This window comes from Nostoc flagelliforme FACHB-838, assembly GCF_014698065.1.
In the GTDB taxonomy this organism is placed as follows: Bacteria; Cyanobacteriota; Cyanobacteriia; order Cyanobacteriales; family Nostocaceae; genus Nostoc; species Nostoc flagelliforme_B.
This window is the reverse complement of record NZ_JACJSI010000018.1, coordinates 1-25,214: the sequence shown is the minus strand read 5'-3', so window position 1 is coordinate 25,214 and position 25,214 is coordinate 1. Positions and strand designations below refer to the sequence as shown.

Annotated in this window: 21 protein-coding genes, 1 tRNA gene, 1 pseudogene and 1 other annotated feature; of the genes and pseudogenes, 6 read left to right on the top strand and 17 right to left on the bottom strand. The window is 41.8% G+C overall.

All coding sequences use genetic code 11. The features are described from left to right. Window positions 1-341 precede the first annotated feature (341 nt). From H6G97_RS11885 to rplS, 9 genes are all read right to left on the bottom strand, one after another. The gene (locus H6G97_RS11885) at window positions 342-1,220 is read right to left on the bottom strand and encodes a GNAT family N-acetyltransferase (RefSeq protein WP_242054904.1); all 879 of its coding nucleotides are present in this window, start codon (window positions 1,218-1,220) and stop codon (window positions 342-344) included. A gap of 604 nt (window positions 1,221-1,824) precedes the next feature. Beyond that, window positions 1,825-2,217 (bottom strand): 50S ribosomal protein L7/L12, encoded by a 393-nt coding sequence (rplL, locus tag H6G97_RS11880; protein ID WP_190940809.1) that lies wholly within the window; start codon window positions 2,215-2,217, stop codon window positions 1,825-1,827. Window positions 2,218-2,296: 79 nt separating this feature from the next. Further along, on the bottom strand, window positions 2,297-2,911 hold the full coding sequence (gene rplJ / locus H6G97_RS11875; RefSeq protein ID WP_190940808.1) for a 50S ribosomal protein L10: 615 nt from the start codon (window positions 2,909-2,911) through the stop codon (window positions 2,297-2,299). Window positions 2,912-2,974: 63 nt separating this feature from the next. Beyond that, window positions 2,975-3,143: a sequence feature (ribosomal protein L10 leader region), on the bottom strand. Between the two features lie 63 nt (window positions 3,144-3,206). Continuing rightward, a complete protein-coding gene (gene rplA, locus H6G97_RS11870; RefSeq protein ID WP_190940807.1) occupies window positions 3,207-3,920 on the bottom strand; it encodes a 50S ribosomal protein L1 in 714 nt (237 codons plus the stop codon). A gap of 165 nt (window positions 3,921-4,085) precedes the next feature. Beyond that, window positions 4,086-4,511 carry a 50S ribosomal protein L11 gene (gene rplK / locus H6G97_RS11865; RefSeq protein WP_100898684.1) on the bottom strand — a complete coding sequence of 142 codons (426 nt, stop codon included), beginning with the start codon at window positions 4,509-4,511 and terminating at the stop codon, window positions 4,086-4,088. A 6-nt stretch (window positions 4,512-4,517) separates the two neighbouring features. Beyond that, complete coding sequence (gene nusG / locus H6G97_RS11860; RefSeq protein ID WP_190940806.1) at window positions 4,518-5,159, bottom strand: transcription termination/antitermination protein NusG; 642 nt, start codon at window positions 5,157-5,159, stop codon at window positions 4,518-4,520. Further along, window positions 5,159-5,380, bottom strand: a complete 222-nt coding sequence (gene secE, locus H6G97_RS11855) for a preprotein translocase subunit SecE (protein WP_190940805.1) — start codon at window positions 5,378-5,380, stop codon at window positions 5,159-5,161. Before secE ends, nusG begins: the two co-directional genes overlap by 1 nt. 297 nt (window positions 5,381-5,677) lie before the next feature. Then, window positions 5,678-5,750 (bottom strand) — tRNA-Trp (locus H6G97_RS11850). Window positions 5,751-5,896: 146 nt separating this feature from the next. After that, window positions 5,897-6,259: a 50S ribosomal protein L19 gene (rplS, locus tag H6G97_RS11845; RefSeq protein ID WP_094348921.1), complete on the bottom strand. Its 363-nt coding sequence runs from the start codon at window positions 6,257-6,259 to the stop codon at window positions 5,897-5,899. A gap of 153 nt (window positions 6,260-6,412) precedes the next feature. On the opposite strand from rplS, the gene H6G97_RS11840 reads away from it, so the two are divergent. Next, a complete protein-coding gene (locus tag H6G97_RS11840) occupies window positions 6,413-7,357 on the top strand; it encodes a glycosyltransferase family 2 protein (RefSeq protein WP_190940804.1) in 945 nt (314 codons plus the stop codon). 151 nt (window positions 7,358-7,508) lie between these two features. Here the strand turns inward: H6G97_RS11840 and H6G97_RS11835 are convergent, their stop codons facing one another. The 3 genes from H6G97_RS11835 to H6G97_RS11825 form a co-directional block, all read right to left on the bottom strand. Further along, window positions 7,509-11,783 carry a DUF4347 domain-containing protein gene (locus H6G97_RS11835; protein ID WP_190940803.1) on the bottom strand — a complete coding sequence of 1,425 codons (4,275 nt, stop codon included), beginning with the start codon at window positions 11,781-11,783 and terminating at the stop codon, window positions 7,509-7,511. Window positions 11,784-12,337: 554 nt separating this feature from the next. Beyond that, entirely contained in the window at window positions 12,338-13,000 is a 663-nt protein-coding gene (locus H6G97_RS11830) for a hypothetical protein (protein WP_190940802.1), read from the bottom strand. An 883-nt stretch (window positions 13,001-13,883) separates the two neighbouring features. Continuing rightward, window positions 13,884-14,711 (bottom strand): ABC transporter permease, encoded by an 828-nt coding sequence (locus H6G97_RS11825; protein ID WP_190940801.1) that lies wholly within the window; start codon window positions 14,709-14,711, stop codon window positions 13,884-13,886. A gap of 664 nt (window positions 14,712-15,375) precedes the next feature. Here H6G97_RS11825 and H6G97_RS11820 point away from each other — a divergent pair. Further along, complete coding sequence (locus H6G97_RS11820) at window positions 15,376-15,915, top strand: DUF3172 domain-containing protein (RefSeq protein WP_190940800.1); 540 nt, start codon at window positions 15,376-15,378, stop codon at window positions 15,913-15,915. Between the two features lie 65 nt (window positions 15,916-15,980). On the opposite strand, the gene H6G97_RS11815 is transcribed toward H6G97_RS11820, so the two are convergent. From H6G97_RS11815 to H6G97_RS11800, 4 genes and pseudogenes are all read right to left on the bottom strand, one after another. Further along, the gene (locus tag H6G97_RS11815) at window positions 15,981-16,808 is read right to left on the bottom strand and encodes an AMIN domain-containing protein (protein ID WP_190940799.1); all 828 of its coding nucleotides are present in this window, start codon (window positions 16,806-16,808) and stop codon (window positions 15,981-15,983) included. 198 nt (window positions 16,809-17,006) lie between these two features. Beyond that, a complete protein-coding gene (locus tag H6G97_RS11810; RefSeq protein ID WP_190940798.1) occupies window positions 17,007-17,237 on the bottom strand; it encodes a hypothetical protein in 231 nt (76 codons plus the stop codon). A gap of 13 nt (window positions 17,238-17,250) precedes the next feature. After that, a pseudogene (locus H6G97_RS11805) lies at window positions 17,251-17,441 on the bottom strand (hypothetical protein); the annotation flags it as partial. A gap of 222 nt (window positions 17,442-17,663) precedes the next feature. After that, window positions 17,664-17,957 carry a cation:proton antiporter domain-containing protein gene (locus H6G97_RS11800; RefSeq protein ID WP_242054903.1) on the bottom strand — a complete coding sequence of 98 codons (294 nt, stop codon included), beginning with the start codon at window positions 17,955-17,957 and terminating at the stop codon, window positions 17,664-17,666. A 52-nt stretch (window positions 17,958-18,009) separates the two neighbouring features. On the opposite strand from H6G97_RS11800, the gene pabB reads away from it, so the two are divergent. The 3 genes from pabB (at window position 18,010) to pip (ending at window position 23,556) form a co-directional block, all read left to right on the top strand. Then, entirely contained in the window at window positions 18,010-20,172 is a 2,163-nt protein-coding gene (gene pabB / locus H6G97_RS11795) for an aminodeoxychorismate synthase component I (RefSeq protein ID WP_190940797.1), read from the top strand. A gap of 369 nt (window positions 20,173-20,541) precedes the next feature. Then, window positions 20,542-22,320 (top strand): iron uptake porin, encoded by a 1,779-nt coding sequence (locus H6G97_RS11790; RefSeq protein ID WP_190940796.1) that lies wholly within the window; start codon window positions 20,542-20,544, stop codon window positions 22,318-22,320. Between the two features lie 297 nt (window positions 22,321-22,617). Continuing rightward, a complete protein-coding gene (gene pip / locus H6G97_RS11785; RefSeq protein WP_190940868.1) occupies window positions 22,618-23,556 on the top strand; it encodes a prolyl aminopeptidase in 939 nt (312 codons plus the stop codon). A gap of 471 nt (window positions 23,557-24,027) precedes the next feature. Here pip and H6G97_RS11780 read toward each other — a convergent pair whose 3' ends face one another. Beyond that, window positions 24,028-24,465, bottom strand: a complete 438-nt coding sequence (locus tag H6G97_RS11780; RefSeq protein WP_190940795.1) for an NUDIX hydrolase — start codon at window positions 24,463-24,465, stop codon at window positions 24,028-24,030. 318 nt (window positions 24,466-24,783) lie between these two features. Here H6G97_RS11780 and H6G97_RS11775 point away from each other — a divergent pair, with 318 nt between their 5' ends. Continuing rightward, complete coding sequence (locus H6G97_RS11775) at window positions 24,784-25,041, top strand: ribbon-helix-helix domain-containing protein (protein ID WP_190940794.1); 258 nt, start codon at window positions 24,784-24,786, stop codon at window positions 25,039-25,041. Window positions 25,042-25,214: the final 173 nt, after the last annotated feature.

Below are 25,214 nucleotides of genomic sequence, written 5' to 3'. Positions count from 1 at the left end.
TGCACTGTTCGGTTAGTAATACATTATACTCACTCTTATACCTCACATCTATAGCATCTTCCTTTGTTCAGTGTTTTAGGGTAATCTAATACCTCAACCGCAATATTAGGACGATAAATAAACGCTTGGCGTTGTTTTCTATTAATTAACCAACCAGTTGCGTGTCATTATCAATATACTCTTGCATCTTATCTTGCAAAACTTGTAAGCGATTATTAGCCGAGGCTTAAATTTTTGGCGGTTTAAGTATTTTCGCATTGAAGAAGAATTCAGAAGTCAGAATACATCCGTCTGAATCAAGACGCTATCTGCAATAAGTAATCAAGTAGACATAGTAGAACTCAACATCTTGCAGAACGCGGCAGCATAAATTTCTCGCCTTCCGCTGTAAATTTACCGCGAACCATCAGCACAGTTTCATCAAATGCATGGGCGAATGTTTGCACATCTTTGACAGAAAGAAGTTCTGGACTAAAATAAATAACCACTTCTTCGATGAGTTGAGGCATTCTAGCAAGAATATTCTTCAAAGGGCATATCTGCGTTGTAACTAAATCAAAAAGATGAAGTCGGGTATTTTCTGTCTCCATACAGGCGATTAAATCTAAATCTTCTGCATAATATAAGGGACGACTTGCTTCATTGACGCAGAACAAAGGTTTTTCCTTGACTACACCAACTATATTAGAGACAGGAGCGCGTGTTTCCAAAAGTCTGTGTAGCAATGTGCAATCTCTGGTATCTGTAAAATCTAGTCTTCTGAAGCTATCAGTGCTACCTCTAAAGCCACATTTAACTTTGAAGATGTGTTCTTTGACAACACGAAAGCCAAAAGGTAAGTAAAACTCTGGTTGTGATGTCGTCAGCACCAGCGTCTCATAAAAGCAATCGCAATATTCTAGCACTTCCTCCATTACTTCACGATAATACCCTCTCCTGCGAAATTCTAGACGCGTAGCTACTGCATGAATTCCTCCGACAGTAAGTCTTTGTCCCATAATTTGCATGGGAATTTCTAACACTCCTACATGAGTAATAGCTATATCATCATGAAAGCGGATAAACGGAGTTGAAGCTGTTTCCCAGGATGCACCTATTTTTCTTGCACATTCTGCTAAACTGCTAAGTCCGGGAAATGTGACTTCCAATAAGTCAAAAAGCTTATTGCTTAAGCTGGAATCACCAGAGAATGACTGTTTGAAGCGATACTGGCTCATCATTCAAGTATTACTATCAATTTACTCTAGACAAGTTTAATTGATAACCACGCAATATCACTGTGCGCTTGTCGTATCTCAATCCTGATGTTAGTTTCTTTCTGGGAATGCGCTTAAATTTAGTTGCTTTGATTCCTTCAAAGGGACTTATAAAAGATAAATTATCCCAAATTCTTTCTAGATTTGTAGGGGCGCAAGGACTTGCGCCCCTATAATTGGATATTTTTTTAACTGGAAGTCTCTAATGCGTTGCCCCTCACCGTTTGCAACAACGCAGAAAGCAGACTCAGATATGTAACCTTAAGAGGGCGTACAAATCTTTGTGTGCCTTGTTTTTGTTAAACGTTTTCTTCCCTATCGCCCAGTCAAGATGTGCATTAAATATTAATGCATGTTTTTGCATCAGATTTAAAATCTTTTATCAGGTAAGTTGACTAGGATAGAAACAGTACGGTTCACAATTAACCGTTTTGCTCTTAGAGCAATATTTCGTAATGAGTATCAGTAAAGGGTATCTAACTTCACCTTTTAACCGTGCTTATATCCCCACCGACAAGCGGATGGGGTTTTACACACGATTAATAAAAAAATGCTAATAGAATTGTGACTACTTAATAGTCACCTTACCACCAGCTTCTTCGATGCGCTTCTTAGCATCTTCAGCAGCATCCTTAGCAAGACCTTCTTTAACTGCTTTGGGCGCAGCTTCTACCAAGTCTTTCGCTTCTTTCAGACCCAAACCGGTCAATTCCCGGACAATCTTCAGTACGGCAATCTTCTTATCAGCTGGGACTGATTCGAGAATCACTTCAAACTCGGTTTGCTCAACAGCTTCTTCAGCCGGAGCTGCACCACCAGCGCCAGGCATCATCATCATGCCGCCAACGGGTGCAGCTGCACTCACGCCAAAAGCTTCTTCAATTTGCTTGACTAACTCAGAAGCTTCCAACAAAGAAAGGGTTTTTAGTTGTTCTAAAATTTGATCGGTTGCAGCAGACATTGATATAACTCCTGTAATTTTGATTAATTATTAGTCATTAGTCAAAAGCTAATGACTGTTGACTGATGAACCACGAAGTCTATTCAGCAGCAGTTTCGGTGCTGCTATCGCCTTCAGTAGCTGTTTCGGTGCTGCTATCTTCGACAGCAACTGTTTCGGTGCTACCACCACTTTGCTCTTGGTCAGACACAGCCTGCAAAGCACGAGCCAGTGAACCAGGAACTTCGTTGATACCCACAGCAATCTTGGTAGCCAAGGCGTTGATAGCCCCGGCAATTTGGGCGATGAGTTGTTCCTTAGATGGCAAGTCTCCCAGTACCTTGACATCAGGTTCTTTGAGTAGGCGACCTTCCAGTACACCACCACGAAGTTCTGTTTTCTTGGTGACTTTTTGGAATTCTTGGTATGCCTTAATTGCCGATGAAAAATCTTCTTTTACGAGCAAAAAGGCGGAAGAACCGTTGAGCAATTCCGACATAGGCTGCCATTTTTCATCATCTTTAATGGCAATGCCCATTAGGGTGTTCTTCGTCACCTTACAAACAGTACCACTGGGACGCAGCCGCCGCCGTAAATCGCTAATTTCAGCAACAGTTAGTCCCTGATACTCTATTACCAGTGCCAGAGTTGACTCACTCAAAGTTTCTTTGAGGTCAGCTACTATCTCTTTTTTATTTTCTAGTGTTCTACCCATTCCAATCTCACCTCCTTAAAATAATCGGTGAAGTGCCCTATTTGTACGTTTCTTCTAAACCTGAACCCAAACAACAAACCCCAGCTAATTTAGCCGGGGTTGAGTATTAAGACTCTTAATGCCATACTTATCACACCTTTAAGGGTGGTAATTCTGACTATTAGAGTTTTAACCTCGGCAGGATATTTAAGCTTTTAGCACCTGCTGTCTCCGGCTTTGCCTATTTAATTTTGTCATTGGTCATTAGTCCTTTGTCCTTTGCCTTTACAAATGACTAAGAACTAATGACTAAAAATTAACCAGCTTCGCTCAGTTTCAAATCTCGTAGGGCGGTGACATCAATTTTAATTGATGGCCCCATTGTGGCTGACACATAAAATGTGCGCCAATAACGACCTTTAGCCCCTGAAGGACGGTTACGGTCGATCGTCTCTTGCAATGCCTTCAGGTTGACTAACAAATCTTCAGGCGAGAAAGTTGACTTACCAAACATAACATGAACAATACCAGTTCGGTCAGCTCGGAATTCTAATTTACCAGCTTTGAATTCTGCGATCGCACCTGCTAAATCAAATGTTACGGTTCCACCCTTGGGCGATGGCATCAAACCACGCGGCCCAAGCAACTTACCCAGTTTTGCCACTTGTGGCATTACATCGGGTGTGGCAATCAGCTTGTCAAAATCCATTCTACCTTTCTGGATTTCGTCAATCAGTTCTTCTGATCCGACTATATCAGCACCAGCGTTGCTTGCTTCGTTTACCTTTTCGCCTCTGGCTATCACTGCTACCCGGACGATTTGTCCTGTACCTTTGGGCAGTGCTACTGTTGTCCGCAACTGTTGGTCTGTATACTTAGGGTCAATTCCCAACCGGATATGCGCTTCCGCAGCTTCGGTAAATTTAGCTGTTGCTGTGTCTTTAAGAAGAGCTAAAGCCTCTAAAGGATGATAGTCCTTATCTTCTACTTTTGCTTGCAGTCCTTGCAAACGACGCGATATTTTTGGCATTTTGTTCTCCTGGGGTAATTCCGAAGCCTCGCCTCTCCCCCGATAATTTTTAGTTATTTGTCCTACCCTGCGGGAAGCCGCTAAGGCGTCTATGTCATTTGTCCTTTGTCCTTTGTCAGTCGTTTATTTTCTCCTGACCAATGACTAATGACCAATGACCAATGACTAATCCGTGATTGTTACACCCATATTTTTAGCCGTTCCTGCCACAATCTTCATTGCCGCGTCGATGTCATTGGCATTGAGGTCGGGGAGTTTCGTTTGGGCTATCTCTTGCAATTGGGCTTTGCTAATTGACCCAACCTTCTTTTTGTTGGGTTCATTCGAGCCTTTTTCAACTTTCGCCGCCTTCCGAATCAGCACTGATGCGGGTGGCGTCTTGAGTACAAATGTAAAACTCCGGTCTTCAAAAACCGAAATTTCTACAGGTATCACCATTCCAGCTTGATCTGCTGTTTTGGCGTTGTACTCCTTACAAAACATCATGATGTTGACACCATGTTGACCCAAGGCGGGCCCAACTGGCGGTGCTGGGTTGGCTTTTCCAGCATTCAAGGCCAGTTTAATGACCGCCACTACTTTCTTCGCCATTTGTATTTAACTCTGTTTCTCTACCTGATTAAATTCCAATTCTACTGGTGTATCCCTGCCGAAAATTGAGAGCAAAGCTTTAAGTTTACTCCGTTCTGGAGAAACTTCAATTACTTCGCCTTCAAAATCTTTAAATGGGCCAGAAAGCACCATTATCTTATCACCAGTAGCCATGTCAATTTTGACAACCGGCTCTTGTTCGCTGGTTTGTTTAAATATACGTTCGACTTCTGAAGAACTCAGTGGTATTGGGTTGACATGACCGCGACCTTTACTGCTACCACGCTTTTGTTCTGCACCGACAAAGTTAATTACATGAGAGGTGTTGCGTACCACCTGCCAGGTATCATCATCCATCATCATCCGCACCAGCACATAGCCAGGGAAAACTTTCTCTTCTGTATGCTGACGACTGCCATCTTTACGGATTTTCACCGCTGGTGTCTGCGGAATTTCTACCTGGACAATTTTGTCGGCTACATCAAAAGTTTGAATGCGTTGCTCTAAGTTAGTTTTTACACGCTTTTCACAGCCTGAGGCTACTTGCACTGCATACCAGCGTGCTTCTTTTGACGCTGCTTCTGCTGTTTCTCCTGTTTCCTCCGACTGCAACATTGAGTTGCGCGGTTCGTCTGTTGCAAAAGTCATCAGAACACCTGTTTAGCTGCCCAAGCAAACAATCCATCGACCAAGTATATCAAAGATGCCGAGAGTGCCACCATTAACAACACAGCGGCGGATTCGCTCACTATTTGTTGCCGACTGGGCCAAACTACTTTTTCAAGTTCTTCTTTGGTTCCCTGTATGAAGTTACCAAAGCTAAACCCGTTTGGAGGTTCTGGCAATTCTGCTTCACTTTTTTTGGCCACGACCGTTTCTCCTCTCTTTGTAACTCAATTTTGGATTTGGTATTTTAGATTTACCCCGTGCCTTAAGGCAAAGGAGCTTAATTTTAAATTTTGGTTTCTCGATTTTAAATTTCTTATCAATCTTAATATCCAAAATCTCAAATCTAAAATTCGGTCATCTAGGTTTACAGTTTCGACTCTATTTCACTTAACTGGAAGCAAAACAACTGCAAATTCAATAAGTTTACCCGAAATTATTAACACCAACTGCTAATATAGCAGTTGCGTAATTATTTCGGGCTTTTTTTTGCTCTTGAGCGCGCCCTGGAGGACTTGAACCCCCGACATCAGGTTTTGGAGACCTGCGTTCTACCAACTGAACTAAGAGCGCACAAGCTGTTTTTGATTCAGTTATTGCGCTGAACTAAATTTCAGTTTAACGCAACACGCGATTTTCATCATACCTCAATTTCGTTGGGAAAACAAGTCAGCGGCAGATGCCGCTTAAGATTTCTCCCATAATGATTGAAGGACGAATCACAAAGGGCGGTCAAACCGTTGCTTGATCCGGGTTGCCTTACCTACGCGATCGCGGAGATAATATAGTTTAGCACGGCGGACTTTACCGCGACGTAATACCTTGATGCTGTCAATCCGGGGAGAATGCAACAGAAATACCCGCTCAACGCCCACGCCTTGAAAAACCTTACGAACTGTAATAGTTTCGTTGATGCCACCATTGCGCTTGGCAATTACTACTCCCTCGTAGGGTTGTACGCGGTATTTTTCGCCTTCTTTGATTTTTACTCCCACTTTTACGGTGTCGCCTACATAAATGTCGGGCAAATTCGATTTTATCTGTTCCGCTTCAATAGAGCGGATAATCTCTTGAGCATTCATAGTCTTTCTGTCTGCTTAAAAAAATCTCACGATCATCAATGATAAATCGATAATCCTATTTCAGTCTACCTATTTGGACATTGATAATTTTACTGATACAACAGCCAAGAGATCAAAGCTATATTGCAGAACGTTGCACCACTGGGGAAATTTATGAAATTTAGCGTCGTCATCAGTACCTATAATCGCTTGAATTTGCTGCAAAGAGCAATTGATTCGGCTCGTAACCAAACAATCGAGTGCGAGGTGGTTGTTGCCGACGACTGTTCTTCTGATGATACCCAAATATATCTCAAAAGCTTAGGGGACAAGGTTGTTTACCATCGTAACGAGGTGAACCTTGGTCATGCGGCAACGGTAAATGCTGGAGTTGCCAAAGCTAGCGGCGACTGGATTAAGTTTTTAGATGATGATGACTATTTAGCACCCAACTGTATAGAAGAGATGGCTAAGGCGATCGTACTTCGTCCCGATGCTGTAATCTGCTCTTGTGTGGCGGCTCAGGTGGATGGTAATGAAGTTGAACTCAGTCGCACCCCGCAAGTTGGCCCCGGTTTAGCTTTTTATATCCCACAAGCCGATATTCATTACGGTATGCTTTTAGAGCTTGTACCCTTTGGCACGCCTGTACAAGTAGCTTGCCAACGTGATGCTTTCTTACAAACTGGTGGTTGGGACTCTACACTTGATGCTAATTGTGATGACATCGATTCCTGGATTCGGATTGCCCAGTTTGGCGATGCTATTTTCTTCAACCAGTGTCTTGCTTACCGGACTATCTGGCCTGGTGCTTATAATCAAAAGTTTTCTTTGTCTCGGCGGTTGGCGACAAATATCTTGATGAAAGAAAAAATTTACGCTTTGGTAAATGACCAACATCGCTCAAAGATTCCCGTCTTTGAGGATATAAAAAATTACCTGAAACTCCATTGGATTTTAGTAGCACTGAAGCAAAAAAATCTCAAGAGTTTTCTTTCAATGATAGATTATTCTATACTTTCTCCTAAGTCTTGGAAGTTTTTGCTCACTGCCGTTTCATCACGCCGCACTCAGGGAAATAATTCTCAGGTTCGTAAACTTGTGTTGATTGAGTCGTAAGAAACTCCAAAAATAAATTATTCAAAATTATTTGTCCATTTGTAGGGACGCAAGGACTTGCGTCCCTATAATGGGATATTTTTTTACTGGAGTCCCTAGTTATGATGTCCAGCAAAAGTGTGTTTACGGCATACTATGTTAAATCTGAGTGCTAGACAATGACATTAGTGCCAACTATCAGATTGGTAGCCGTAAAATTACTCAAGGTTGCCAATGTGTAATAAAAGGAACCACTACTAGAGAGAATAGAATTAACTTGTGTAGAAGTACCCGATTGCACAAACTGTATGTAACCATCACCGATGGGATTGCTGCCACTGTAGCCTAGACTCTTTAAGAGGTCAGTGAGGACTAACTTATCCTCGCTCTCATTAAAGTCAGTGATGGTATCACCACTAAAAGGGGTTTTGTAGATGAACTGGTCATGACCGCTACCGCCAGTCAGGATATCGGTATCGTAATCTGTATCACCAACAAGAATGTCATTACCTGCACTACCCGTAAGACTATCGCTACCTGCACCACCAACAAGGATATCATCGCCAGCACCACCAATGAGGGTATCATTCCCTGTACCACCTCGTAGCAGGTCATTGCCACTCTTGCCGTTAATGCGGTCATCACCCTCTTGACCATTAATCACATCCGCTGAGTTGTCAAAGCCATTGACATTATTGTTGAGGTCATTGAGAAAGGTGACTGTGTTTTTGTTGAAAATGGTGCTTTGGGTGGAGTTGGCGTTAAAGACATCAAAGCTGTCACTAATGCTGCTTTGCCCATCAAACAGGATATTACCGACAGTAGAGAGGTTGTCTAGGTTTTCTAGAGCAAAGTTTTGCAGGATAACTTTATCATCAGCCACTCCTTCAAAGGTGATTTCTAGATTGTTAGCATTCTGGGTGAGTTGCAGATTTCGGGCTGTTAATGCAGCACTTTGGAATTTCAGGGTATCTAATTCGCCAATGACTGCTGCCGAGGGATTTGAGCCTTTACCTAACCCGCTGAAATCGGTAATGGTATCAACACCGTCACCTAAGTTGTAAACAAATTTATCTTTGCCGCCGCCGCCAGTTAGAATATCGTTGCTTTGATTACCTGTGATAGTATCATTCCCGGCTTGAGCGTTAATTATGTCACCATAGATGTTGCCTACTAGATTATCAGCGCCATTGGTTCCATTTACCCCGTTGAACTCTAATGCACCAATATCAACTTTACCCTGAGATATTCTGTCAAATCGATCACCTCGCTGATCAGTTGTAATACCTGCTGAAATTAGGGCATTATTACCTGCGTCAATGGCAGGACTATCCCCAATTAAGGCATGAGTAAAGGTTGCACCGCCGTTATTTTGCAGGGGGCTGAGTTTAGGATCAATTGGGTTGGCGCTAGTGCCGACGAGGGTGCTAGTAGTAAAGCCAGTGCTATCTGTATTGTCGCCAATCAGGTTATTGCCAAGGTCGGTGAAGTTGCCTTCAACGTCGCCAGTGGAAAAACCATATACCAAGTTGCCTGCAATGATAGTGTTTCCAACAATAACAGTGCCATTAGATTTATTGAAAACGCCCCCATTCTCAGCTTCAATGTCGTAGAAACCTCCTCTTGCCTTGTTATTGGTAATAGTGTCGTTAGTGAGGGTGAGAGTGCCGTTGTTGTTATAGATGCCACCGCCCCTTAATCCTACATTATCAGAGACAGTACTGTTAGTCAGGCTAAAAGTACCATCATTAAAGATACCACCACCGTTCCCTGCTGTATTATTAGAGAGAGTGCTTCCTGCTATATTGACAGTGCCGGAGTTATAAATGCCACCACCATAAGACGGGTAGGGGTTAGGAAAGCGGTACTCGATACCATTGGCATAAGCACTATTATTAGAGACAGTGCTTCCTGTTATGTTGAGGGTGCCTGTGTTAAATATGCCCCCTGCGTAGGCACTGAATGATCTGTCGATGTATGCCCTATTATCAGAGACAGTACTGTTAGTCAGGGTAAAAGTGCCTGTGTTAAATACACCGCCGCCTAATGATGACCCCCAATTGCTAGAGACAGTGGTGTTGGTTAGGTTGAGGTTGCCTCTGTTAAAGATGCCTCCTACTGCTCCTTGATTGTTTGAGACAGTGCTATTAGTTAAGTTGAGGCTAGTATTGCTATTGAGGAAAATACTCCCATATATGACATCATTAGCATTGGTAATCTTCAAGCCATCAATGCTGACATCTGTCCCTGTCCCCGTGATCTCGAATACACTGAAGGCATTATTGCCGCTAATGGTCAGATGAGATGCTCCAGTTCCCACAATGGTTACATCATCAGTAATCGTCAGTTGGCCAGAGGTAAGGGTGATGATATCTGGGGTGGCATCAGTGAACACGCTGTCTGCAAAGGTTATTATATCTGCGCCAGCAGTTGCATTGGCATTTAAAAGCGCTTGCCGCAACGACCCTGCCCCAGAATCATTGGTATTAGTCACCACTGTATCAGTGTTAACAGGTAGCGGGGTGATGGGAGACTGGACTTCATAAGCACCAATATCAACTGTACCACTGAAAATTCGGTTAAATCCATTACCTCTTTGGTCAGTGGTGATATTAGTTGCAACTAGGGAATTATTGCCTGCATTAATAGCGGGACTACCTGCAAATAAGGTAGAAGTTAAGGTTGCACCACCGTTATTTGCCAACGGCCCGAGTTTTGGGTCAATGGGGCTGGCGCTCGTACCTACTAAGGTGCTGGTAGTAAAATTAGTGCTACCAGTCTGATTACCAATCAGGTTATTGCCCAAATCGCTGAAAGTACTGCCGGACACGTCGGGGTTGATGTCGCCGGAGCTAGATTTGTCAAAGTTGCCTGCAATAATGGTGTTCCCGACAACGGCGAGTGGCGCGTTGTATATATCAGACTCACTACTGAAAACGCCACCACCGTTACCAATACCATCACCGTTTGAGTCACCAGTGTTATTAGTAATGGTGCTGTTGATGATACTAACCCTTGTAAGGTTAAAAATGCCACCGCCATCCTCTAATGCCTGATTGCCAGAGACAGTGCTATTAGTCAGGGTAGCCGTACCGTAGTTAAAAGGAATTTCATCTCCTCCGTTATAAATGCCTGCACCATAAATCGAGGTATTGTTAGAGATAGCGCTATTGGTAAGCTTTAAATCGCCATCGCTATAAATGCCACCACCTCTGGAGGTTGCCGTATTGTCAGAGATGCTGCTTTTATTTAGGCTGAGGATGCCTTCGCTATAAATGCCACCACCTCTGGAGGTTGCCGTATTGTCAGAGACGCTGCTTTCAGTTAGGCTGAGGATGCCTGTGTTATTGATACCGCCGCCATTAGAGGTTGCCGTATTGCCAGAGATATTAGTATTGATAAGCTTAAGGCTGCCTTTGTTATTGATACCGCCACCGCTTGAGGTTGCAGTATTGCCATAGACATTACTATTGGTCAAGCTAAGGAGGGTATTGGTATTAATTAAAATACCGCTATCATTACCATTAGCGATCGCTAAACCATCAATACTGACATCTCTCCCTATTCCCGATATCTCGAACACCCTGGAAGCATTATTCCCACTCACGGTAAGCTTTGATGCCCCAGTGCCTAAGATGGTGATATCATCCGTAATGGTCAGTTTCCCAGAGGTGAGGGTGATGACATCTGGGGTGGTATCTGTGAACACTCCCCCAAAGGTAATGACATCATCCCCAGCAGTGGCATTGGCTAGGTTTATTGCTTCGCGGAGTGTCGTGATACCGTTGTTCGCATTACCGTCATCTGCGTCTCCGGTATTATTCACTGTGAAGGTCGCTAGTAATCCTGCGTAAGCCTGTCGCGTCGTTTCTGCAAACGCTAGAGTAACTTCCATCTGGGTAGTACGTACTTCTAGTTCCCAATTACCTCCTAATGCCGCATTGCCTATCAACTTACGCGAAGCAGCAATATTTGCTCCTGTAAGTTGGTGCAGTTTGGCAATAAATTCTGCCCCCACATCACCAGAAGCTACGTTGCAACCATAGATGAGTAAGTTAACTACAGATGTTGTTGCAGATGTAACTAATGATTTAAGGGTTTTGGATGAGGTGGAAAATATTTTCTGCCATTGTTGCAGTTGCTGGCTATGGTATTCGAGGGTATCAAGTCCCAAGTGAGTGTTGCCAAGTTGCAAGCTCCCCGGGACACCGTGGCAAACAATATGAATGCTGCTAATATTTTGTCCAGCGCGGGTTGCCAAAATCTCCGTAATTTGCTCAACACCGTTCTGTGTCGGGTCAATAACAAATACTTCGGTGTTGGGGATAACACCGTTAATTAAACTCTGATAGTCTTCAACCGCCGTGTCAATGAAGACTAAGTTATGTCTATATAAGGTGGTAATTACGGGATTTGATTGAAAGGGTGGAGTATGTAAAGTTAACATTTTTTTACTTCAAGCTAAGGTTATGAGGGGAACTCAAACTGACTGAAGCATTGTCATTAGGAAGCTTTCACACACTTGTTAAGATTAATAATCAATTACTTTTGAGTATTAATTTCCTTTTTTATCATCAGGCAAATTGCTGTTTTTGTAAAGTCATAAAAGTATGTAATTTTACTAAGTTAGTACAATCAAGCCAATTGGTACTCTTTGCAAAGAAAGAGAAGTATTTAAACTTACGCAAAGATTGCCCGACGCGATCGCACAAAAAAAACGGGTATTCTGCGTAATATTACGCAAATTATATATATTTTGAACTCAATATGATCAAAGCAGTTATGCGTTACCGGGCGATCGCAACTGAAGTAATGCCGATATGCTGCACAATTGGAAACAACGGGCAAATAAAAGCCTAGAACGGCTGAGTTTTGCCCGTGTCCATCAAAAAACACTGGTAGTTTATCGTGAGTTAATTACAGAATGAGGGCATTGGGAAGAGACAAGGAAGAAAATTGTTCAATAATTTTCCCTCATCTCCCCAGCCCCCCATAAGAGTGTTAACAGTGTAGCGATCGCTTTAGTTTTAAAGCTACGCCTAAAGAGCCAAAAAGCAGTACACCCAAAACGTTAGTTGATTCAGGAATGGCGGTGTAATAAGTACCTACCCTAATCGGCCCATCTTGATCTGCTGGTGGGGGTGGTGCTGATGGGATGATTCCACCACCTGGAGTTAAATTGGGCTGGGTAGCAAATCGATTGAAAAATACGGTTCCGTCTGGTATTTCGCCACCACTATAAGTAATAATACTGCCTTCAACAGTAACATTTTTAAAGATATCGTCTAGACCAGGAATACTAGAGAAACCAATCCTTCCATCTCCATCAACATCTCCCCACTCCACCGATTCATTATTAAATGGTGGATTAGAATCGGGATTAGTGTAGGGCAGTGTTTGTAAATCAAATACCAAGCTTCCCATATTATTCCCAGTGTCATTTAGCAAGTTATTAGCTCGATCTGGGACACCATATTCTATTCTTAGCCCTGGTAAAATATCTTCTCCAAGGGTTCTTGGGTCTCTCATTAGGAGTATATCTTCATTCGCAGTCGTCACTATGGGTTCTACCAATATGACGGCTCTCGCTGGTGTCAAAGACAAAAAACTAATTCCTGCTGCTCCTAGAACAGACAAGGCTATTTTGGTGGCGATTGTAGTCATATTTGTGTCCTTTTTATGTTGATTAAAAGAATGCTATACCGAGTGGGTTAAATCAAAGAGTAAAAACTCACTTTTGACCTGCTATCTACCTGCTAGATAAATAGTGGTCAAAGTACGTCTACTCACAGAGTTTATATCTACTCATAGCTTGATTTATAAAGCAATTCTTGTAATGCTTTATCATGATAATTAGTAATTTCACGCAATCTTTATAAAAAAACTAAATTAGAATTAATACATTGACAAATTAGACAATATGTGAATATTAAATAATTTTCTAATAAACTGTGGTTTATTACTGTCTTAGGAGGATACCACGTAACAGGCTTGAGGTGAAATAGTTATAAGGTTTAAAGACTATAACAAACGGCTTTTTGATTTTGAGCAAGAAATTTTAGTTTGTTGTCCACAGTGCGATGCCTATGACGGGCTGCGCCTACGCACTGCTAAGGTATTGGGTGTAAACTCTGAGCAATCAAGTCTCAGTTCAATCAAAAGAATTACCTGTCAGCACTGTAGCTATACAAAACAACAGTCAAATATTGCTAAACGAAAATATAGATTGTAGCAAAACAATTACATAGCTCAAAGAAATTCCAGCTATGGAATATTAGACCATTTTTTTAGATTGCCTCTGTCGCTCCAAATCTCTTGTTGCAGTCAGGTACTATGGGCGTATAATGAAGCGCATTTGAGCTTTTTGGAAAACTATGTTCAATCAACGTTGCGAGAACGCTTGCCAGATGACACATTAGGCTGGCATAATAGCAGCCTTGCCAGTCGCCTACCCCGATAGCTCAAGCTGACGCAGCATCGGGAAAAAGTTTTACAGAAAATTCAACAGTTAAAGCATAGGTTGTAATTAAAGCTTTAAGGAATTACTTTAATCTTGTTGGTGAGCGAATTTATAACCACCCCACAGAGAAAGAGCGATCGCAATCACCAACAAAATCGGTATGGTATACCAAGGAAACTGGGACAAAGGTAAATGGGCAGCTGCACGCAATCCAATGCTGGCGTAGGTCAACGGCAACAGGTAAACTACGACTTTGAGGGCAACTGGTAACGTACCAGGGTCAAAGAAGGTTGCTCCTAAGAAAGACATGGGGATAATGATAAAATTGTTGTAAAGTCCAACTGATTCGAGCGATCGCACACTCAAACCCACAATTACCCCTAAGCCAGCAAATACTGAACAATTCAGCACTACCAACAATAAAAATAGTGGGTTGAGAAAATTCCAGTTCCCAGTCAAAAGCACTGCTACCAAAATCACAGAACCGGATGTCATCAACCCCCGCACGACTCCCGCCAGCATTTTACCGATGTGCAACGCTAAGGGGTGAATGGGAGTTAACAACAATTCCTCGAAGGTTTTGCTAAATAGTCTGTCTCCACAAATTGAAAATGTCGTACCACCAAAGCTGATTGTCATCGATGATAGTGCTACCATCCCCGGTAGTATAAATTCCAAATAGTTGTTATAGTCACCGCTAATCCCTGAGCCTGGTTTGATAGAACTACCCAAACCCAAGCCAAAAGCTAAAATATATATCAGTGGAGAGATTAAGCCTGATGCAGCAACTTGTACGATTCTCACACGTAAATCTAACCAATCTCCCCAGAAAATAGTCAGACTATCAGCTAGAAGGATTTGAAGTTGCGAAGTTTTGAACTTCTTGCTTGAAAATAACGCTTTTTGAGATGTCACTTGCTTCTTTTGATTTATTAAAACTTTCTTAAATTTTAAGTTACCTTATTTGACATATCAATTACTAGGGGGAACAAAAATCTTTCATCCGAATACAAAAAATTTGTCTGGGATAGTTATAAGGGCAAATATCCTCCGCTCATACTCTTCGGAAAATTACAAAGAAAAAGCTAGATAATCCAAGCATAGTGACTGCATCATCTGTGCAAATTAAACTGGCAAAGAGTTTTTTTCCCAATTCCCAGTACCCAGTTGCAGAGCGCGCAGTATTCCCCAACAAGCTTTAGCTGAAATTGGGGAATACTGGGCGCAACCCATTGAATCAAGACTATCTGATAGATATCAAAAATATGTTATACTTGGTTAATGAAATATAGAAATTAAAGACAGTTACTCTGTGGTTTAAATGTGAAGCAGCATAAAAGTAATAACCATTCCTTAATCGGCAGATAAATAAAAATACTTCCCAATTGTTCAAGATGGAAACAATAACCAAAAAGGTTGAAATTCTGTCAATATATCTAAATAAGTTCCTGGTTTATCATTCTAAGAAGAATACTGCCCAAAAAATCGCAGACAATTACAGTCAAGAATAGGCATACTGAAAGAGGGAGAAAACTTTAGACTACTCCCTGCCAAACGGCGTGAAGGTGATTAAGCAACAATGAGACGTAAACCCACTGGTAGATCGGCTACTACTTCTAAACCCTCGATTTTCCAATCCCCTATGTTTAACCTCTTTACCATTGCAATTATGGGAGGAGTGTTGATTTTGGGAATTGGAATTGGTATTGCTTTTAGTTCTACAACCACGTTGGCTCCATCTAATGTGGCTTCCCGTGAATTTATTGATTTGAAAGCACCTAACCCTGAGATTTGCGTGCAGAACGGAGCCAGCGCGATGGTGATGGATGCTAGGCTGTTCGTCACTCTCAATCCATTCAACGTCTATGTTTCGCAGCCGAGTATGCGTCCTGGCTGTGTGATCCGACAAAATAACTGGGCGCTTTTAGAGCAACGTAAATTGGTGACATCTGAGCAGGTAAGAGATTGCAAAAATCGCCTGAACACTTTTGGCTTTACAGGTAGTTTGGACAGTGATAAACCTGATATTAGGTGTATATATCAGAATGAAGCTGCTCAAAACTTATTTACCGCTCAACCAGGAGCAGTTGGAACGCCTCAAGAAACGGATAGATTTTAGAATTGGGAATTTCTCCCCCTGCTCCCCCTGCTCCCCCACTCCCTCATCCCCCCACTCCCTGCTCCCTATCTATTTTTAGGAAGGGGTTGCCCAAACTCGATCACTGGGGGATTGGGAACATTGGGGATTGTTGGAACTGGAAATTCCGACATACCAAAAGGAGGAATGCTGTTCAAATCACCGGGTTGATTTGGAAAAGAAGGAGGGGGAAGAATCAAAGCAGGTTGTTGAGAGGATGTGTTCGGACTTAGGGGAGGTACAGTGACAAAAGGCTGCCCTGGGTTATTAGTAATTGTTGACGGCAGATTATTTGATATAGGCGGAACTGTGAGTTGTGGATTAGTAGTTATGGGTAGGTTACTAGGCGGCTGCGACTTATAAGGTGTTTGAGGTTGTTTTTTAACGGCAGGTGGGGATTTTGTTGGTTTGACGGCAGTAGTTTTACCAGAAAGAACGGGACGTAATACCCAACGAGTGGAGTTTTTTCGGGAAACGGGTTGCAGTTGTACCTGCTTAGGATTAAAAACAGCCCCTGGTGCTAAATCTAGGACAATGCGTGTCTGGTGATGGTTGAGTTGAGAAACGCGAATACTTTTGATTGCTCCAGAATAATTTTGTTGCGTGGTAACTTTGCCCAACTTGGTATTCGGTAAATCTACAACCAGACGAGAGGGTTGGGTCAGGAAGAAATAACGGGGGGTTGTGCCTGCTGAGAGAGTGATTTCGAGTTGCTGTGTTTTGGGAGAAAAACGCCAATTATCTAGCTTTGCTACTGGTGTAGCAGCAGTGCTGCAAGTTTCGAGGGCGATCGCTGCATAAAAGCTTAATATACTGATATTAAATAGCTGCTTGCCCCATTGAAAAAATTGCTTAGTCTTTAGTCCCTGATCCATTCTTTTTATTTGCTCCATAAAACCCATACAATGCGCTGACATTGCTGTTTACTAGGCGCTTTCACAGGCGCGATGAATTGCGTCTCTCTGCACCCCAATTCAATTAGCTTTTTGTGGCACAGCAGTAAATTTTAAAGTTTGGGGAATGCTCTTTACGGTTAATTCACCTGTCATATTACCTTTATCCAAAAGTTGCATTTAAATTGTGACTGAGTTCAGAGGATCGTTTTGGGGGCGAGGAATATTACAAAGGATTAATTTACCAACTTTTCCAGATAAATTTAATTGTTGATTTCTGAAGATGCCTGCCAGAGAGTGTTTTTCGTTAGCATCGGCGTTGCTAGTTGCCGATAAGACAGAGGCATTTAAGTAAATACCTAACTGCTGAATGCTTAACGTCAGGGTATCCGATTTTTCACAGTTAGGCAAATTCTCAGTTAGGGATTAAGGGGGAAATTACCCTTAACTCTAGACCAATGTTTAGCACTATCAGTTCGGTCAAACCGCGTGTATTCATTAACCAAGTGCTGAGGCTTCCCGTTTGCTAATGCCACTGACACGATCTGCGACATAAGTGCCAATGTATTTGCCTGCGATCGCCACTCCTAAAACCAACGCACACAAAAGCCACAATTAACCTCTTAGATACAACCAAGAATAATTTAATTTGTACTTCCTGATGATGTGAATTATTGTGACGGTGCAGTTGCAGGCATGAAACAGGAATTTTGATAATTTGAGAAACTACATCTCGAAGAACCGAGAGGCTCAGATCCCCGGCTTATTTAAGAGGGCGGGGATCTTTTTGTTCATAAATTTTTCAGATTGCTATAGCCAGAATCAATGCAGAGAATTTTACCAAAAAGATGCGATCGCTCCTAAAATAAAAGGAGTGATAATTCCAGCAGAAGATAGCAAACTTGCACTTTTGATATGGTGTTTTAAGAGTTTGGTGTTGAACTCTAAAGCAATCAAAAACATATAAATTACCAACCCAATCTGGCTTATAGCATATAAAATTGACATTGATGGATTGGGTATCTTGAGTCCGACAGCAGTAATAATGGGAAGCTTAGGAAACAGCCATTGCTGAAAATCTGGTGCAATCAATCCTAAAAGTGATGACCCTAGCATTACACCTGCAATCATTTCGCATATTCTAAGTGCAAAAACGTTCTATATAGTAGTTATTTTAGTATGTATGCAAACATTAATTATTGATAATTATGATTCTTATACCTTTAATCTTTACCAAATGATTGCCGAGGTAAATGGGGAATTACCTTTAGTAATTCATAACGATCAGTTTACCTGGGATGAATTGAAAGAAATTGCATTTGATAATATTGTGATTTCACCTGGCCCCGGTCGTCCAGAAAGGTCAAAAGATTTTGGAGTCTGCCAACAAATAATTGAAAACGTTGATGTGCCCTTGCTGGGAGTTTGTCTGGGGCATCAAGGGCTTGGCTACTTACATGGTGGCAGAGTGGTTCATGCACCAGAAGTTAGACACGGTAGACTCAGTAAAATTTATCATAATAATTCGGAACTATTTCAAGGTATTCCTCATCAGTTTTCTGTAGTGCGGTATCATTCGTTGTTAGTTGCCGATCAACTCCCTGAGTGTCTAGAAAAAATTGCTTGGACTGAAGAAGGACTAGTGATGGGATTGCGTCATCGGTATCTACCTTTTTGGGGTGTGCAGTTTCATCCAGAGTCTATTTGTACAGAATATGGACAAAGATTATTAGAAAACTTTCGAGATATTACGCTGCAATTTACAGATAAATCGTCAATAAATCGAGAAAACCAGTATTGGAGCGGATATGGATTTATTGCTCCTCCTAGCGATGAACCTTGTCAAAGACAAGAGGAGAAGTTTGAACTTCACAGACGCAAATTAGATATTTGTCCGAATACAGAACAGATATTTGTCCATTTATTTCGGCAAGCACCAAATGCTTTTTGGTTAGATAGTAGCCGTGTGGAAACCGGTTTATCTCGCTTCTCGTTTATGGGCGACGGAAACGGAGAAAACAGCCTTTTGGTACGCTACCATACCCAAAGGCAAGAACTCACGATCGCACACTCAGATCGTGTTAGCCATCATAGCGAAAGTATTTTCGACTATCTTAAACGAGAAATTGACCTCCGAAGTTGCCAAGCTGATGAGTTACCGTTTGATTTTAACTGTGGATTTGTTGGCTATTTTGGCTATGAACTCAAGGCAGAATGTGGCTCGTCATTGGTGCATTCTTCAGCATTACCTGATGCAATTTTCTTACTTGCCGATCGCATGATTGCCATCGATCATCAAGAAGAATGTCTTTATTTGTTGCAATTAATCAAAAAAGGGCAAACAGAACAGGTAGAAACTTGGTTTGAGACTATCCAACAACAACTCGAAAATCTAGATCCTCTTTCTTCAGATGTACCGCCGGAAAATTCTCAGCCAGTTAAATTCCATTTGAGTCGCACTTATCAAAACTATATTCAAGATATTCACCAATGCTTAGACGAGATTCACGAAGGGGAAACCTATCAAGTTTGCCTGACGAATCAGCTGCATACCAATGCGACACCCGATCCATTGACCTTCTATCGCACATTACGTAAAATCAATTCTGCTCCTTACTCTGCATTTTTACGCTTTGGTGAAATTGCGATCGCCTGCTCATCTCCAGAACGGTTTCTACACATTGATCGTCAAGGTTGGGTAGAAACTAAGCCTATTAAGGGAACCCTACCACGAGGAGAAACCCCCGAAGCAGATTTTGTCCTCCGTGAAAAGCTACGCAACAGCGAAAAAGACCGCGCTGAAAATCTGATGATTGTGGATCTATTACGCAATGATTTGGGACGAGTCTGTCAAGTTGGTAGCATTCACGTACCAAAATTAATGGATGTGGAAACGTATCCAACACTACATCAGTTGGTGACAACGGTACGCGGACGGTTACGCGCAGACGTACAAGCGGTGGATTGCGTGCAGGCTTCATTTCCCGGAGGGTCGATGATCGGTGCGCCAAAAATCCGTACCATGCAAATTATCGATCGCTTAGAACAAGAGGCGCGGGGAGTGTATTCAGGAGCGATCGGCTTTTTGGGCTTGAATGGTTCAGCCGATTTGAATATTGTGATTCGGACTGCTGTTTTGACTCCTGAGCAAACCTCCATTGGTATCGGTGGCGGCATCATAGCGCTTTCTGAGCCGGAGATAGAGTTTCAGGAAACGCTGCTTAAAGCCAAAGCATTAATCGACGCTCTGGTTCTGACAATGCACGGAACATCTGAACCAGATATGTATCGCATTTTGGGATTAGAAACAACAACTGCTGATGGTTATGAAAAATTAACTGCCTAAATTAGAGCTTGAAACAAATAATTCATAACTAATAGTTATTAATTCATAAAGAAAATCTAATATATAGATACACTTTATTTGATTGAGGAATAAATTTAAAGATAAAGAGTATCTACCGCAAATCAGGGTTAAAAACATGATGATAAAGTTGATAAATGGCACAAAATAGAGTGAAATTAGCCTAGAAAGACGACCTTTGACAAACAAGTCATCTGTAAAAGTTTACGATTCTTCATCCAGGAAAATTCTTGTAGATATAGCTTAAATAAGAGCAATCTGATAAGATTTCTAACAAGTAGAATAATAGCTTGTTCTCTTTTTCTTCAACCCACTGATTTTGGGTCTTTTTTAGGAAAGGAAAATAAAATAATGTCTTATCTATTGTGGAAAACTCTGGTACTAACTCCAGTAGTTTTGGGAGTGACGGTGTTGGTTTCTGCTAGGGCTATGGCTGCTGAAGTAGCAAGCTCTTCTGAAGATATAAAGGCAAAATCTGCTCAGGTAGAAGCAGCAATAGCTTCTAATGCTTCAATATTTATTCCAACCGAGCAACCAAAAGTTAATCAGCAATTGGTTGCCCAAAAAACTGAAGATAATAAGGTTTTAGAACAAGTTAATCGCTACAGCAGCGAAGGCAAAAACCAAAATTCACTGTCTCAAGTCACATCAGTTTCTCAGTTTTCTGATGTACAACCGACTGACTGGGCATTCCAAGCTTTACAGTCTTTAGTTGAGCGCTACGGTTGTATAGCAGGATATCCAAATTCTACTTATCGTGGCAACCGGGCCCTGACTCGTTATGAGTTTGCCGCAGGTTTGAATGCTTGTTTAGATCGGGTTAATGAACTGATTGCCACAGCAACTGCTGACTTGGTATCAAAACAAGATTTAGCGACCCTCCAGCGTTTGCAAGAGGAATACTCGGCAGAACTGGCAACTCTGCGTGGTCGAGTAGATGCTGTAGAAGCACGGACTGCTGAACTAGAAGCTAATCAGTTTTCCACTACCACAAAATTGGTAGGTGAAGCTATTTTTGCTGTTACTGATATTTTTGGTAGTACCACTGGCGATGTTAACAATACTGTCTTCCAAAATAGGGTACGTTTAGACTTGCAAACCAGCTTTACGGGTAGAGACGTTTTACACACCCGTCTTGCAGCCGGTAATGCACAAGCTTTTACCCAAGTAGGGAATGATGGTGCTGCAATTGATACTGCTGAGGGCACACAAACGTTTCAAGTCGGCACCACTGGTAACAACGGTGTGATTATAGACTGGCTAGCGTATTACGTACCCATAGGCCCCGTCCAAGCTTACTTTGCAGCCACCGGAGGTATTCATAGCGATTATGTTGCCACTAACAACCCTTACTTTGAAGACTTTGATGGCGGTAATGGTGCTTTATCTACCTTTGCTTCTGAAAGTCCCATCTATCGCATTGGTGGTGGTGCAGGTGCAGCGCTGACTTTACCCTTTGGTAAAGGCGGTGGTTTTTTCCAACCAAGTTCACTGACTATAGGATACTTGGCATCAAATGCTAATAATCCTGGGCCAAGTCAAGGTTTGTTAGAGGGTAACTATGCAGCTCTGGGACAGTTGAACTTTAGTGTTGGCGATCGCTTGGCGATCGCTGCTACCTACGTTCATGGTTATCATGGTGCTGGAAGTATCGGTTTATTTGATGCAGGTAGTGGTTTGCCTGGTACTAGCCGCGTCGTCGGTACTAATCAAGCTAATACTCTCTTAAACGCATCTTCCAGTAATTCTTATGGTGTATCGGCAGCCTTCAGACCCAGCGACAAACTGTCAATTAGTGGCTTCGTTTCTTACCACGATATCTCAGGTGTTGGTGCAGGTGATGATTATGAAGCTTGGAGCTACGGTGTTGGGGTAGCCTTACCTGACTTCGGTAAACCAGGTAATGTATTGGGTATTTTTGCTGGTGCAGAACCATATTCCTTTAACCGAGGAGGAGTTTTTGCTGGCACTGGTAATGATATACCTTATCACTTTGAAGGCTTTTACAAGTATCGCTTGTCGGATAACATTTCTATCACCCCTGGTGTTATCTGGTTGACTTCTCCTGGTCAAAATAGCGATAACGATGATGCAATTATCGGTACATTGAGAACAACTTTCACCTTCTAAAGGTTGGCGATAGAGGCGCACAGATGTGCGCCCCTACTACGGGAATTTGATTTTCTAATAAATTAGACAGCTGGTGAAATTAAATATACGCTATCCAAAACCTTTGTAGAGACGTAGCAATGCTACGTCTCTACAATCTTTTGGGAGTAGCAGCCCAAGTTTTCAATACTGTGATCATTCTCAGCTGAGGCGATCGCTGTGTAGGTGGAAGGCCATTGGAGGGTTGTATTATGGGTATCGGGTTTATTTGATTTGACAAGCGATCGCTATGACAATATTACTGATAAAATATCCAAAATGCGAGAACTTTACCCAGCGATCGAGCCTTACTTAGAAGGTAGTTTAAAGGTTTCCGACCTTCATACCATTCATTTTGAAGAGTCAGGGAATCCACAAGGTGAACCCATCGTTTTGCTGCATGGGGGCCCTGGTGGTGGATGTCCAGCTTTTTATCGGCAATATTTTCACCCCGAAAAATGGCGGTTAGTGATGTTTGACCAGCGCGGTTGTGGTCAAAGCACACCTCATGCTGAATTACGAGAAAACACCACTTGGGATTTAGTTAGTGATATCGAAAAACTGCGCCAACATTTAGGTATAGAAAAGTGGGCGGTCTTTGGTGGAAGCTGGGGTAGCACTTTATCATTAGCCTACAGTCAAACCCATCCCTCTCAATGCACGGCATTAATTCTCCGTGGTATCTTCATGCTGAGACAAAAAGAGTTGCGATGGTTTTACCAAGAGGGTGCTAGCTATATTTTTCCTGATGCTTGGGAAGAGTATATCAAACCGATTGCGATCGCAGAACGTGATGATCTGATCGCAGCATATTACAAGCAGTTGACCAGTCCAGATTTAGAAATTCAATTAATAGCAGCGCGTGCCTGGTCAATTTGGGAAGCTAGTACAAGTAGACTTTTTTTCGATGCAGAACTCATGCAAAAGTTTAGCGAGAGTGAATTTGCTTCAGCTTTCGCACGTATTGAATGCCATTACTTTATGAATAAGGGATTTTTGGAAACAGAAGATCAATTACTCTTAAATATAGACCGCATCCGCCATATTCCCTCTGTAATTGTTCAAGGACGTTATGATGTAGTTTGCCCAATGATATCAGCTTGGGAATTACATCGAGCTTGGCCAGAAGCAGAATTTATAGTAGTTCCTGATGCCGGACATTCGATGAGTGAACCAGGAATTCTTAGTGCTTTGATTGAGGCAACAGATAATATTTAATTTTCAAAGATATTGGATTATATACTAATGCCATTGATAGGCATTTCTCTGAGTCATATCAGGTTCGGTTAAACACTTGTAATATTTGTAGGTTGGGTTGAGGAACGAAACCCAACACTTGATCCTTGTTCATATTGGGTTTCACTGCCATACCCCTGCGGGGAAGCAAGCTACAACCCAGCCTACATTGATAAATTTTATTATAACTAATCACCCGGACTTGATATCAGTTAGGAATGCAATTGTTAATTTACAAACATCTAAGGCATTGTAAGCTGATGCAACTATCGGTATAAAAACTTAGGTATTTACTATGGATTTAGAACGGAATATACACTCACTAAATTAAATGATTAAAGGTTTTTACTAAGCACTTCCAGCCTTATTTGCCCAGATGGAGCCACTTACTACAAGCCAATTTAATTAACCTGACATTGTGTAACATAGTTTGATTGATTCTTGCTTACTTAGTTAAAAGCGAAATCCACAAAAGTGAGATTTAACTTGAAAAAAACTTCTAAGGATTCGTTTAAGTGAATTAAACTTAACCCGCCTGATAGCTTTATTTACTTCTACCCATTGTCGTTTTCTTTTATTTGCTTCTGGATAATCTTCACTCAGCATATCCACTGATAACAAGTACATCTTGACGCGGTAAGTTTTGCCTTGTTTGCGGTACTTGTAAGTGCCTAGTTCATTCATGTCTACCTGCCCAATCACCCCTGCTTCTTCCCACGCCTCTTTTGCTGCTGAATCAGGCGGACTCATACCATTAGGAATATCTCCTTTCGGAATCACCCAGTGTTGAAAGTTACGGGTTGTGATCAGCAAGATTTCAATTTTACCATTGTTTACTCTGTAAGGAATTGCCCCAGACTGGGTAAACACTTTGCTGACTTTTTGGCTCATGTAATTTGCATCCAGTAAGGTCTAGCTTTTTTGTACAACTTTTACTCCAGAAAGTCGAGTGCTGATACTGGATAAATTTTAGTTAATCTTAGGTTATTAAAAGGTTAAAAAAATACCTTTAGCTACTAAACATTTTATGTGTGCAGCAGCATCCGTTGCCCAGCCATTATCTATTGCAAACATCTAATAACAATTAAACTTCTACAAAAAACTTCTCAACTTTTAGAAAAGTCGGGAATCTTGGTCTTAGAACGATCGCAAACCCAATACAAATAAGTAATGTATAATGTGATGTATACATTATTCAGAACTTAAATTGTGTCAAGCAAAATCCGTAAGCAGATTTATATTGAACCACGTCAAGAGCATCTGCTAAAAGCGATCGCTCAACAGGTGGGTGTAAGTGAAGCAGAGATTATTCGCCAAGCCATTGACCTTCATCTTGGTGAAATAACTTTACCCCAAACCAATCTTGTAATGTGGGAAGCCGAAAGAGAATTTATTGACCAAATCAAAACTCGACCTGTTCAACTTGGAGGTCGGGATTGGCAGCGTGAAGACCTTTATGAACGGTAAGATTTTACTAGATACCAACATTCTCGTTTATATCTACGACCCACTAGATAAGCTAATCGGCACTTAAGTTGCATAATAAGAAGAGGAAGTCGTTTAAAAGCAACTATGCCACCAGCAGCTAAAAACTTTTTAACGTCGGAGCAAGTCAGTAAGCTACAGGAAGGTCTAAAAGA